This is a genomic window from Actomonas spartinae (assembly GCF_051209155.1).
Lineage (GTDB): Bacteria > Verrucomicrobiota > Verrucomicrobiia > Opitutales > Opitutaceae > Actomonas.
On sequence record NZ_JBPJGB010000001.1, the window covers coordinates 1,032,959 to 1,045,238 of the forward strand.

12 protein-coding genes are annotated in these 12,280 nt (G+C 65.7%); 7 read left to right on the forward strand and 5 right to left on the reverse strand.

The annotated features are described in order from the left end of the window. Window positions 1-495 precede the first annotated feature (495 nt). The 6 genes from AC0MRV_RS04170 (at window position 496) to AC0MRV_RS04195 (ending at window position 6,620) form a co-directional block, all read left to right on the forward strand. Complete coding sequence (locus AC0MRV_RS04170) at window positions 496-2,340, forward strand: TonB-dependent receptor plug domain-containing protein (RefSeq protein ID WP_472763175.1); 1,845 nt, start codon at window positions 496-498, stop codon at window positions 2,338-2,340. A 72-nt stretch (window positions 2,341-2,412) separates the two neighbouring features. Next, window positions 2,413-3,267: an ABC transporter substrate-binding protein gene (locus tag AC0MRV_RS04175; protein WP_472763176.1), complete on the forward strand. Its 855-nt coding sequence runs from the start codon at window positions 2,413-2,415 to the stop codon at window positions 3,265-3,267. Continuing rightward, window positions 3,260-4,249 (forward strand): FecCD family ABC transporter permease, encoded by a 990-nt coding sequence (locus AC0MRV_RS04180; protein WP_472763177.1) that lies wholly within the window; start codon window positions 3,260-3,262, stop codon window positions 4,247-4,249. Before AC0MRV_RS04175 ends, AC0MRV_RS04180 begins: the two co-directional genes overlap by 8 nt. 145 nt (window positions 4,250-4,394) lie before the next feature. Further along, window positions 4,395-5,108: an ABC transporter ATP-binding protein gene (locus AC0MRV_RS04185; RefSeq protein ID WP_472763178.1), complete on the forward strand. Its 714-nt coding sequence runs from the start codon at window positions 4,395-4,397 to the stop codon at window positions 5,106-5,108. Beyond that, window positions 5,105-5,728, forward strand: a complete 624-nt coding sequence (gene cobO / locus AC0MRV_RS04190) for a cob(I)yrinic acid a,c-diamide adenosyltransferase (RefSeq protein WP_472763179.1) — start codon at window positions 5,105-5,107, stop codon at window positions 5,726-5,728. The genes AC0MRV_RS04185 and cobO overlap by 4 nt, the downstream gene beginning before the upstream one ends. Window positions 5,729-5,798: 70 nt before the next feature. Further along, window positions 5,799-6,620 (forward strand): hypothetical protein, encoded by an 822-nt coding sequence (locus tag AC0MRV_RS04195; RefSeq protein WP_472763180.1) that lies wholly within the window; start codon window positions 5,799-5,801, stop codon window positions 6,618-6,620. A 42-nt stretch (window positions 6,621-6,662) separates the two neighbouring features. Here AC0MRV_RS04195 and recQ read toward each other — a convergent pair whose 3' ends face one another. Further along, the gene (recQ, locus tag AC0MRV_RS04200; protein ID WP_472763181.1) at window positions 6,663-8,501 is read right to left on the reverse strand and encodes a DNA helicase RecQ; all 1,839 of its coding nucleotides are present in this window, start codon (window positions 8,499-8,501) and stop codon (window positions 6,663-6,665) included. A gap of 79 nt (window positions 8,502-8,580) precedes the next feature. Here recQ and AC0MRV_RS04205 point away from each other — a divergent pair, with 79 nt between their 5' ends. Then, window positions 8,581-9,501, forward strand: a complete 921-nt coding sequence (locus tag AC0MRV_RS04205; RefSeq protein WP_472763182.1) for a DUF72 domain-containing protein — start codon at window positions 8,581-8,583, stop codon at window positions 9,499-9,501. Window positions 9,502-9,643: 142 nt separating this feature from the next. Here the strand turns inward: AC0MRV_RS04205 and AC0MRV_RS04210 are convergent, their stop codons facing one another. The 4 genes from AC0MRV_RS04210 to AC0MRV_RS04225 form a co-directional block, all read right to left on the reverse strand. Then, window positions 9,644-10,795: a DNA glycosylase AlkZ-like family protein gene (locus tag AC0MRV_RS04210; protein WP_472763183.1), complete on the reverse strand. Its 1,152-nt coding sequence runs from the start codon at window positions 10,793-10,795 to the stop codon at window positions 9,644-9,646. Window positions 10,796-10,896: 101 nt separating this feature from the next. Beyond that, window positions 10,897-11,055 carry a hypothetical protein gene (locus AC0MRV_RS04215; RefSeq protein WP_472763184.1) on the reverse strand — a complete coding sequence of 53 codons (159 nt, stop codon included), beginning with the start codon at window positions 11,053-11,055 and terminating at the stop codon, window positions 10,897-10,899. A 109-nt stretch (window positions 11,056-11,164) separates the two neighbouring features. Next, window positions 11,165-11,353: a hypothetical protein gene (locus AC0MRV_RS04220; protein ID WP_472763185.1), complete on the reverse strand. Its 189-nt coding sequence runs from the start codon at window positions 11,351-11,353 to the stop codon at window positions 11,165-11,167. Between the two features lie 137 nt (window positions 11,354-11,490). Further along, the gene (locus AC0MRV_RS04225) at window positions 11,491-12,219 is read right to left on the reverse strand and encodes a polyamine aminopropyltransferase (RefSeq protein WP_472763186.1); all 729 of its coding nucleotides are present in this window, start codon (window positions 12,217-12,219) and stop codon (window positions 11,491-11,493) included. Between the last annotated feature and the right edge of the window lie 61 nt (window positions 12,220-12,280).

Sequence of the window (12,280 nt, forward strand, 5' to 3'; positions counted from 1 at the left end):
GACCGGGGGGCGGAGAGTGCTCGGGTTCTTTCGCAAATCGCTTCGAGGCGCAGGGAAGGTCGTGAAACTCGGCCACAGTTGCGCTGCGGTAACTCACCAGTCCAAAGCTCCATCCAGCTCGCTTCCGTGCGAGTTGGAGTAAAGCCAATCGACGAAGGAATCTTTTCTATGTTGTTTCCGTTGTAGCCGGGGGCGTTGACCCCGGACCGGCCTCACCGAGGCCGGCTACAGTGGTTCGGCGCACGAAGAGAATCCATCGGCGGTGAAGGCGGGGCGGAGGCACGCTCGCGCGAGGCGCGAACGGGGAAGTGGGAAGTCCGAACACGGTGTCTCGAGGTGCTCACGCGTGGGCCGCGAAACTTTTGCGCGCGGCCGACGTGCAACCTTCATCGCAAAAATGAAGCGTGAGGGCAGCCCAGCGAAGTTCGCCGGATGATACATCCGCGGGAACCGCGAATCTGCTCTTACCCAGAAGAGTCAGTGATTCGTATTCCCATGAAACCTTCCGTTCTCGGAGCCGCCGCGGTGGCTTCCGTTCTCGCCTTTTCGGCCTCGGCGCAAACCGCGCCTGCGACCGAACTCGATCCGTTCATCACGACGGCCACGCGCACGCCCGTGTCGGCCGCGCAGCTGGGCTCGGCCGTCGATGTGATCTCGGCCGCCGATCTGCAGCGCCGTCAGGTCAACACGCTCGCGGGGGCGCTCGGCACGGTGCCGGGCACGCCCAACTTCGCCTCGGGCGCGCTGGGGGCCTCGGCCTCCTTGTTCCTGCGCGGTTCCAACTCCAACCAGACCTTGTTCCTCGTCGATGGCATCCGCCTCAACGATCCCAATACCGACTACAACCTGTTCCTCGGCGGCTCCTGCCTGAGTGCCTGCGACAGCCTCGAGGTGTCCCACGGACCGCAGAGCACGCTCTATGGCGGCGAGGCCATGGGCGGCGTCGTGGCGATCGCGGCGCAACCCGGTTCCGGTGATGCGAGTTCGCGCCTCAGTTTTGAGGCCGGATCGTTCGGCACCGTGCAGGGTTCGGTGCACACCCAGGGCGAACGCGGCGATACGTCCTACGTGCTCTCGCTCACCGGCGGTCACACCGACAACGACCGACCGCACAACGCCTTCGACAGTGCCAATCTCGTCGGTCGCGTCGACCAGCGGCTCGCCAACGGCGCCGTCATCGGCGCGACGGTGCGTGGTTTTGAGGGGCGCTACGAATCGCCCGGCACGCGTTTCACCAACGACCCCGACAACACCGAGGACGAGAGCAACTGGCTCGCCACGGCGTTTGTGGAGTTCACCGCGGGTGAAGACCTGACCGCGCGACTCACGCTGGGCGGCCAGATGCGCGAGTTCGTCTCCACCAACCCGGGCGCGTTCGGCACGCAGGTCACGACGGTGAAGAACCGCCGCGGTGTGCTCGACGGTCAGGCCTCCTACACCGGCCTGGCCGGGCATCGTTTCACCGCCGGTTTCACCGCCGAGGCCAACCACACCCGCAACGACGGCTTCGGCGACATCGACGAGAGCCAGTCGTTGCTGGCCTTCTTCGCCCAGGACGAGATCGATCTGGGTGAGACCGCCTGGCTGACGCTCGGCCTGCGTAGTGATGATCACGATACCTTTGGTCGCGCCACCACCGGCCGCGCCACGCTGGCCTGGCAGGTCGTGCCGGATCGCGTGAAACTGCGCGGAAGTTACGGCACGGCTTTCCGCTCGCCGAGCTTCCTCGATCTCTACGGCGAGAGCTCGTATTACGCCGGCAACCCGAACCTGAAGCCGGAAGAGGCCGACGGTTGGGATGTGGGCGTGGATGCCACCTTTGCCGACGGACAGGGCGCCGCCAGTGTCACGTATTTTGATTCCAACTACGATGACCTGATCATCTTCGACTTCGGCGTGTTTCCGGGCACCACCGCCAACGTGGAGCGCGCGCGCATGCGCGGCGTGGAGTCCAGCCTGAGCTGGTCGCTTGGCGCGGAGACCCTCATCAAGGCCAACTACACCTACCTCGAGGCCGCCAATCTGTCGCAGGGCATCCGCCTGCTGCGCCGCCCGCGGCACTCCGGTGGGGTCGACCTCTGGCACGACTTTGGCAACGGCTTCGATCTCGGCGCCGGGGTCGGTTTTGTGGCCGACCGCCAGGATGTGCATGCGTCGAACTTCAGCACGATCGAGGCGGAGGACTACCTGGTCGCCCGCTTCTACGGCGCCTGGCAGGCGCGCCCCAATGTGAAGCTGCGGGCCCGGATCGAGAACGCCTTCGACGCCAGCTACGAACAGGTCCATGGCTATCCCCAGCCCGGCATCGGCGGCTACGTCGGCGTCGAGTGGGTGTATTGATGGGGTGGGCCCACGAAACACACGAAAGTCACGAAACTGGACCGGATGAATCGCCCCCGAATATTGACCATCATGGTTCGGTCTTTTCGTGCCTTTTCGGGTCTTTTCGTGGGCCTAAGCTTCTGCTCCGCCGAACCGGTGCGGGTGGTTTCGCAGACGGTCGGGACCGATGAACTGTTGCTCGCGGTCGCCGCGCCGGAACAGATCGCGTCGCTGAGCCATTTGGCGCGCGAGCGGGATTTCTCCGCGGTGGTCGAGGCGGCGCGGGACTTCCCGGTGCTCATCAAAGGCGGCGATGCGGAGAACATTCTGCAGTATCGGCCGACCTTGGTGCTGGTGGCTGATTACAGCCGCGCCGACCTCGTGAAACAGATCGAACGCGCGGGTGTGCGGGTGCTGAAGTTCACGCGCTACCGCACGCTCGACGACGCCTATGCCAACCTGCGGATGCTGGCCGCGGAACTGGGCCCGGAGGCGATGGAACGCGCGGAGAAGGTCATCGCAAAAACCTCGGCGCGGGCCGCAGCGCTGGCGCGCAAGCTGGTCGGGGTGCGGCCGGTGAAGGTGATCGCGCCATCGACCTATGGGGTGATTGGCGGAGCAGGCACGACCTTTCAGGATCTGTGTGACCATGCGGGAGCCGTGAATCTCGCCACGACCTTGGGTGGGGTGATCGGGCACGGTGAGATTCCGCGCGAACAGATGTTGGCGTGGCCGGTGGAGAAGCTGGTGGTCGCGGGCCACGATGCCGCCGCGGCGTTGGAACCGTATGTCGCGCTGACGCCCTATCGCTTCATGCCGGCGGTCAAGGAGCGGCGGGTCGCGCTCATCGCGCCGTGGATGTTGAGCGCGGTGTCGCATCATCGCGTGGCGGCGTATGAACAGCTCGCGCGCGAGCTGCATCCGGAAGTGTTTGCCGATGAGTGAGGTCGACGGGGCAACGCGTTTGGCGCGATCGGCGATCGCGCCCTACCTGTGGATGACGGCAGCGCTGGTGGTGGCGTTGATCGCTGCCTTGGGCGTGGGCGACATGGGGATGTTGTGGGCGGCGGTGATCGAGGGGGACGAACTCGCGCGCACGGTGGTGGGCAACATCCGCCTGCCGCGGGCGATCGTGGCGATCGAGATCGGGGCGGCGTTGGCGGCGAGCGGCGTGGTGATGCAGGCGTTTTTTCGCAACAGCCTCGCGAGTCCGGGTTTGCTCGGTGTGAGTGCCGGCGGTTCGGCGGGGGCGGTGATTGCGATCTCGGCCGGTTGGGCGACGGCGTCGCTTTACGCGGTGCCGGCGGCGGCGGTGGTGGGTGCGTTTCTATCCACGCTCGCCGTGGTGGGCCTTGCCAAACGCGGCGCGAGCACGGAGCGACTGCTGCTGGCGGGCGTGGCGCTGAACGCGCTGTTGGGCGCGGTGACGAGTTACGTGTTGTCCAACTTCACGCTGAGTTATGAGCGCAACGCGCAGATCATTTTTTGGCTGCTCGGTGGACTCGAGGATCGCACGTGGGATCACGTTTGGATGGCCTCCCCCGTGGTGATCGGCGCGGCGTTGTTGTGGCCGATGGGGCGCAAAATGGATCTGTTGAGCTTGGGTGCGGTGGAGGCGCAGTCGCTTGGCGTCGATGTGCGCCGCGTGCAGCGTCGCATGCTCATCCTGGCGACCGTGCTGACGGCGTTGGCCACAGCGGTCGCGGGCACGGTGGCTTTCGTGGGGCTGGTGGTGCCACACCTCTTGCGACTCGTGTTTGGTCCGGAGCACCGGCGGCTGGTGCCGATCTCCCTGTTGGGCGGCGCGGCGTTCGTGTTGCTGTGCGATGTGCTTGGGCGCACCGCCGGCAACGTGCGCCTCGGCATCGTCACCGCGCTGGTGGGCGGGCCGTTCTTCCTGTGGATGCTGCGGAGGACGGAAGCATGAACGCCTGCGGCACGATGAATTTTACAGGAGGGAACGGAGGGCAACAGAGGCCTAGAGGCAGCGGGTTTGTTCAAAACGTTTCAGAGGAGTGGCTCTGTTCCCCTATGTTCCCTCCTGTAAAACAATCTGCGGTGGAGGGCCTCGCATGACGGTGCTGGAGCTGCAGGGGATTGCGGTGGAGGGCCGGCTGCAGGCGATGGACCTGGCGTTCATGCGCGGGCAGATGATCGGGCTGGTCGGGCCGAATGGCAGCGGCAAGTCGACGCTGTTGAGCGTGGCGGCCGGACTGTTGCCGAGTGCGGGGGAGGTGCGATGGTCGGGCGAGTCCTTGGCGCAGATTGACTTTGCGGAGCGCGGCCGTCGGGCGGCGTGGGTGCCGCAGGAAGCGAGTTTTGGGTTTGGCTTCAGCGTGCGTTCGGTGGTGGCGCAGGGCCGCTTTGCGCACGGGGACGATGCGGCCGGCGTGGAGGAAGCGTTGGCGGCGATGGATCTCACGGGAATCGCGGAGCGACCGGTGAATCGCCTGTCGGGCGGCGAACGGCAGCGGGTGATGCTGGCCCGCGCGCTGGCCAACAACGCGCCGCTGCAGTTTTGGGATGAACCTTTGGCGTCGTTGGATGTGCGGCACGGATTGGAGGTCCTGATGCGGGCCCGGCAACTCACGCGGGCGGGCGCGACGGTGGTGTTTTCGCTGCATGATCTGCGAATCGCGCATTGTTTGGATTTGGTGGTGATGCTGGACCGGGGTCGCTTGGCCGCGGTGGGCGCGCCGGCCGAGGTGCTGACGGAAGCACGCGTGCGACAAGTATTCGGCGTGCGTATGCGCGAAGCACCAAGCATGATTCTCGAACTGCCATGAACGAAGACGACTCGAAGCCAACGAAGGCTACCCGCGACGATGCGCAGCATCAGCGCGAGATGGCTGCGTTGCAGGTGAAGATGAAGGCGAAGATGAAGATCGCCCGCGACAAGCGCGGCCTGGTCATCGTCAACACGGGCAACGGCAAGGGAAAGTCGACGGCATCCTTCGGCGTCATCACGCGGACGCTGGCCTATGGCGGCAAAGTGGTGGTGGTGCAGTTCATCAAAGCGACGCCCGACGCGGCGGAGAAGGTGCTGCGTTGCGACCAATTGACCTGGCATGCCTGCGGGGGGGGATTCACGTGGGACACGCAGGATCGTGCCGCCGACATCGCGTTGTGCGAAAAAGGTTGGGCGATCGCCGAAGCCGCCATGCAGGACGAGAGCGTGAGCCTCGTCGTGCTCGATGAGCTCAATGTCGTGCTGCACCTCGACTACCTGCCGTTGGCGCGCGTGTTGTCGGCTCTGGTGAGTCGACCCGCGATGCAGCACGTGGTGATCACCGGACGCGACGCGCCGGATGCCTTGGTGGAGAGCGCCGACCTGGTGACCGAGATGCAGGAAGTGAAGCACCCGTTCGCCGTTGGCGTGCAGGCGCAGCGCGGCATCGAGTTCTGAAAACGTAAAAAGCCAGGCATTGGCAAAACGGTGATTGGCGGTGGTTGGCGGCTTACCTAGCTTCCGGTCCATGAGACGTTTACTGATCTCACTCCTCTTCGGATGGACGGCGACCCTGGCCAGCGGGCAGGCGCTGCAATACGGCATGTTGCCCGAGGAAGTGTTGGAGGAGCTCGGTAAACCGCAGTCGACCATGTCGGCCGGCGGGCGCGATATATGGATGTATCCGGCGGACGGTCGCGTGACCTTTACTGACGGGAAAGTGACCGCGATTCGGCAGCTGCCAGTCGATGGTGTGAATGGCGCCGTGACAAAGTCGGTCAGCATGCAAATGCGGCAGGAAGCTGAAGCGACCGCGGCGGCCGAGGCGGAGGCCGAGCGGCTGGCGACGGAGGAGGCACTCCGGCAGGAACAAGCGATGGAGGCCGCCTGGGCGGAGGAGCGGAAGCAGTTTGAAGAGGAGACCGAGGCGTATCTGAACGGCGAATACGGCGAGGGAGAGGACTACGACTATGAACTCTCGATCGGCCAGGAGATGGCCTATCTTGGGGTGGAAATGCTGATCGGTTTGATGGTGATGGTCGTGATCCTGAAGGGGGCCTTCGCGTGGTCGGATATCCACGGAGACTGGGGCCAGATGTTTTTGCCGGCCTTCGCGGCCGTGGCCATGCGCGCGGTGGTGGAGTTTTCGGCCAACAAGATTTTGGGGGTGACCGACACGTTTCATGTCGACCACGCGCTGTCCTACCTCGTGCTGCTGGTGACCTTGATGAAGTTTACCCACGCCAGCTCGTTGAAACGCGCGGTGGCCGTGGCCGGCGCGGCGAAGCTCGCCAGCATTGTGGTCTGGTCGCTGCTGTCCGTGGTGCTCCTGAACCTGATGTTCGGGTGAGGGTGAGCCCAAGGGGGATCCGGGCCCTGCGGCGGGAGGCGTTCAGTCGTTGAAGGTCTGGCGGCCGTGCTCCTGGAGGTAGGTGCGGATGGTGGTGGCGAAGGTCTCGGCGAATTCGGCGTGTTTCTTGGCGCCCATGCCGAAGATGTCGTGCATGGCGTCGGGACTTTCCGGATACTCGCGCGCCATTTGGCGAAGAGTGGCGTCGCCGAAGATGACGTAGGCGGGCACGCCGCGTTCGTCGGCGAGGGACTTGCGGAGCTTGCGCAGTTGGTCGAAGAGGATCTCGTCGCAGGCGATTTCGCCCTCGCGGCGGCGGCGGACTTTTTGCGCCTTCGGCACGATGAGCGGTTTGGTGAGCGTGATGGGTTCGCGGGAGCGCAATACGTCGACGCCCTCCTGGGTGAGCTCGACGGTGGGGAACTTGCCGTCGGTCTGCATGAGGTAGCCGAGACGGAGGAGTTCGCGGAAGACCGCCGCCCACTGCGGGCGCGAGAGTTCGTTGCCGATGCCGTAGGTGGAGATGCGATCGTGGCCCCAGCGGCGGATCTTTTCGGTGTCGGCGCCGGTGAGGACCTCGATGATGTGATTGGCGCCGCAGCCGAACTGGGTGACCTGGCGGATGCGGTAAACGCAGGAGAGAAATTTCTGGGCGAGGATGGTGCCGTCGTAGGTTTCGCGGGGTTCGAGGCAGTTGTCGCAGGCGCCACAGCCATCGATGGAAAAGCCCTCGCCAAAGTAGCCGAGCAATTCGACCCGCCGGCAGCCGGCGCTCTCGGCATAGTGGAGCATTTGCCGGAGCTGGGTGCGGGCGACGGTGCGTTCGTGCTCGTCGGTGATCTCGTCGATGAAGTGCGTCTGTTTGGCGGCGTCGCCGGCGCTGAAGAGCAGGAGGCAATCGCCGGGCAATCCGTCGCGGCCGGCGCGGCCGGTTTCCTGGTAATAGCCCTCGATGTTTTTCGGCAGGTCGTAGTGGATGACCCAGCGGACGTTGGGTTTGTTGATGCCCATGCCGAAGGCGATGGTCGCGCAGATGATGCGGGTGTCGTCGCGCAGGAAGGACTCTTGGTTGGCGGCGCGTTCGTCGTTGCTGAGACCGGCGTGGTAGGGGCGGGCGGAGTAGCCGCGGCTGGAGAGCGCCTCGGCGGTGCGTTCGGCGGTGGCGCGGGTGGCGCAGTAGACGATGCCGCTTTCGTCGGGGCGGGTCTTGATGAAGTCGATGATCTGGCGGGCGGGACCGTCCTTGGGCAGGACCTTGTAGGTGAGGTTGGGACGGTTGAAGGAGGCGACGAAGACGCCGGGATCGCGGAGCTTGAGGTGGCTGACGATGTCCTCGCGCACGCGCTCGGTGGCGGTGGCGGTGAGGGCCATGATCGGCACCTCGGGCAGGATGTCGCGGAGCTGGGCGATCTGGCGGTATTCGGGGCGAAAGTCGTGGCCCCATTCGGAAACGCAATGGGCTTCGTCGATGGCGATGGCGGCGACGTTCCAGCCGGTGAGATTCTGTTGCCAGTTGTCGAGCATGAGACGCTCGGGCGCGACGTAGAGCAGGCGGAACTGACCGCGGTGCAGGCCGGCGAGGCGGGAGCGGGCTTCGGCGGCGGAGAGGGTGGAATTGAGGTAGGTGGCGGGGACGCCGGCGGCCGAGAGTTGGTCGACCTGGTCCTTCATCAGCGCGATGAGCGGCGAGACGACGACGGTGAGTCCGCGGTCGGCGCGGACCAGGGCCGGGAGTTGGAAACACATCGACTTGCCGCCGCCGGTGGGGAGGAGGGCGAAAACGTCGCGGCCGGCGAGGTGCGCTTCGATGATTTCGCGCTGGAGGGGGCGAAAACGATCGTAACCAAAAGTCGTGCGAAGGGTGTCCAGCAGTTCAGGCACGGGGGGAAGGTGAAGAGGGAAGCGGGAAGAGTGAAAGGGTGGAGTTGTGCGACGGGGATTTTATGCGTTCGGTGGAGGTATGTCTGAGGCTGGTGCAAGTGGGGTTTCGACCCGGGTGCGGATCGGGTGCCCGGTGTGGGCGCATGCACCTTGGGCGGGGAACCTCTTCACGCGCGGCGCGAGGCGGGAAGACTTTTTGGGGCAATACGCCAGCGTGTTCGCGACGGCGGAGGGCAACGCGACGTTCTACGGTTTGCCGAGCGAAAAGACGGTGGCGCGCTGGGCGGACGAGGCGCCGGCGTGGTGGCGGTTTGCCTTCAAGTTTCCGCGGACGATTTCGCATGAACGCGCGCTGCTGAACTGCGGGGAGGACACGGCGGCCTTCTTTGCGCGGCTGGCACCGGTGGCGGATCGCTGCGGGCCGTTTTTCCTGCAACTGCACCAGAGTTTTGGGCCGGAGAGGTTGGGGTTGTTGCGCGACTATTTGGTGAGTCTGCCGCGGGACTTGACCTACGCGGTGGAGTTGCGGCACCGGGCGTTCTTCAGGGGCGGGTCGGAGGAGGCGGCCTTGGATGCGATGTTGACGGAGGTCGGCGTGGATCGGGTGAACTTCGACACGCGGCCGCTGTTTGCGGCGAAGGTTCATCCGGAAGACGAGGAGGGGCAGGCGGCGTTGCGCAAAAAACCGCGAGTGCCGGCGCGCTTCACGGCGACGGGTCGGCGGCCGTTTGTGCGCTGGGTGGCTGATCCAACGGGAGGGGACAACGACCCTTGGCTCAGCGAGTGGGTCGAGGTGGTGGCGCGTTGGTTGGACGAAGGGCGCGAGCCGTATGTTTTCCTGCATCACCCGGATGACCTGCACGCCCCGCCGCTGGCGCGGCGGTTTCAGTCGATGCTGCACGACCGCTGTCCCGAAGCCGTGCCGGCGCCCGCGGCGTGGCCGGGTGAGGTGGAGCCGGCGGAGGACGCACTCCCCGGTGCGCAACTCGGGCTATTCTGACAATAGGCGAATTTAAAACCCTATCCCTAAAAGGCTTAAGATGAAGTGTCACCTAATGGGTGACAGTTCATATGTGGAGTTTGTCACTTGCTAAGTGACAAGTTGTGCGAGGGCGCGGGGGGTGTTGCGCGGGGGGCTGGGGTTATTTGAGGCCGAGGAAGGTGGCGACGGTGGCGATGGCGGGGGCGATGCGGTGGGGGCGGGGGCATTGGCGGCCGATTGTGCGCAGGCGGCCGGCGGGGCGGTCGGCCTTGAGGTCGGCGTGGCCGATGAGGTGGTCGCCGGCAAGGAGGGGCAACGCGTAGTAACCACGCTGGCGTTTGGCGGCGGGGGTGTAGACCTCCCAGGTGTAGTCGAAGCCCCAGAGCTTTTGGACGACCTTCCTATCCAGGATGAGCGGATCGAGCGGGGCGATCAGGCGCGGCGCGGGCGGCGGCGGCGCGGTCCCGGCGACGGCGGCTTCCAGCAGGGGGCGGTCTTCGCGCAGGACGTAGAGCGGCGGGCAGTTCTGCACGGTGAGGGGCTGCACGAGGTCGGCGACGAGGGGAAGCTCATCGCGGGAGAGCGTGACGAGGCGGTGTTGACGCAGTTTAAGGTGGGCGATCCATCGGGCGGTGGCGCGGGCGGTGGGGCGCGGTTGCGCGAGGACGGCGGCGGGGAGGAGGCGCTCGGGCAGGTCGTAGACGCGGCGGCCGTTGAGGCGGCGGGCGATGAGGAGGCGGCCGTGGGCGAAGAGTTTGTCCAAGACCACTTTGACGAGGCGCGAGGAGTTCCAGCCGTTGTGGCTGCGGGCGTCGTGGTCGAAGTGTTCGGAGGCGAGGGCACCGCGGGTCTCGATCTCGGCGAGCACTTGCGTGGCGAGCCGGCGTTCGGGGGCGGTGAGTTTGCCGCCCCAGGAACCGGGCAGACGCGAGCGGCGGGCCATGAGGCTTTGCAGGTGCGGCCAGGCTTCCGTGGTGAAAGCGGCGAGCACGATGCGGCCGGGGTGGAAGTGTTCGAAGGCGGTGCGTTCTTCGGCGGGGAGCGTCGGGGTGCCGTGCACGGCGTCGTCGTCGAGCCCATGCACGTGGCGGTGCAGGTCGCCTTCGTGGTAACCGACGACGCGGGTGCGGGCGATGTGCTCGTGCATGCGTCCGCAGACGTTGATGGGGTCGATCTGGATGAAACCGTGGTGGACGAGCCCTGAGCCGAGATCGGGGTGCGGCACGGTGAGGCCGGTGGCGAGCAGGGCGAAGTGGCGCGCGGCCTCGGGGGAGACGTTGAGCGCGGGAACGAGACGCGGGCGGGCGGGCACGGCGCGAGCAAGCGGGGTTGGGCGCGGGGTCTCGACAAAAAAAGGCCGCCATCCCGATGAAGGGGACGGCGGCGCAGACGGACAGCAGATCGCGTTTTGTTTTAACGAATCAGCCGTTCGTAAATCTGACCTTCTGGTTTCCAGTCGCGGTAGTCGGAATCGAGGGTGTCGATCCAGGCGAGTTGAACCTGATCACGCAGCCAGTCGGCGACGCGACGGGTGCGCAGTTGGATGAGATGGAGGAGTTGGGTGGTGGCCATACGGTGGGAACGGGTTGCGGTGATGTTTCCGTATAATACCCCGTTCGCCGGCGAAGGTTGCCGACCTGCTCGGAAATTTCGCACGTATTCGTGCGACTGAAGCGGCCTATCAGGCTTGGACGTTGAGGGACTTGCCGACGGTTTCGGGCAAGGCGGCGTGAGCTTTTTTTACCGGCAGGTGCAGGCCCTCGGCGAGGGCGTTTTTGGCGGCGGCGTCCTGTTCGACAGCTTCCTTTTTGACGAGGGCTTGGTAGACTTCGTGACGACGGGCGACATTCTCGGCTCGGGCTGCATCCATGGGCCAAAGTCTAGCAGACTTGCGGTCCGCAGGGGAATCGGGCTGATGCCCCGGCGGGCTTGGGTAGAACCACGCAGCGGTCGAGCGGAGGGCAGGGGAAGACGCGGTCGGGGACGTCCGCATCCACTTGCCGGTGGCTATTCGGCCAGGCGGCAGACGTAGACGGTGCTTTCGGAATCCCGGTGCAGGAAGGGGTTGGGGAAGGCGACGACGTGGGTATCGACGGTGGCGAAGACCTGGCGGAGGTTGTGCAGGAAGCGGTCTTCGGGCGGGTCGTCGGACCACAGGCCGAAGACGCCGCCGGGATGGAGTCGGGCTTGGGCGAAGGCGCGCAACCCGGCCTCATCGTAGAAGGCCGCGTGGCGCGGGTGCAGCAGGTGGTCGGGCGAGTGGTCGATATCCAGGAGGATGGCGTGAAAACGACGGCCGGGTTGCTCGGGATCGTAGCCGTCGCTGTCGGCGGCGGAGAGGGCAAAGAAGTCGCCGTGCACGAAGCGGCAGCGCGGGTCGGCGGTGAGTTTGGGGCCCAGGGGCACGAGTCCGCGTTGGTGCCAATCGATGACCGGGGCGAGGTAGTCGACGACGAGCAGGGATCCGACGTGGTCGTGTTGCAGGGCGGCCCAGGCGGTGAAACCGAGACCGAGTCCGCCGACCACGATGTCGGCCGAGGGCGCCTTCACCTGGACGAGGCTGAGGTGGGAGAGCTCCTCTTCGACTTTGGTGAAGAGCGACGACATGAGGTAGTCTTGGCCGAGCTTCACCTCGTGGATCTCGCGGTTATCGAACATCTTGAGCACCTGGCGGCGCAGGCTCACCGGACCGAGCGGGGTATTTTGGTAATCGAGCTCCTCGAAGTTGGCGGACATGGGGCGATGACGGCAGCTTGCCGGGGCGGGCGCAAGGACCACTCGCTTGCGCTCGCGGCTG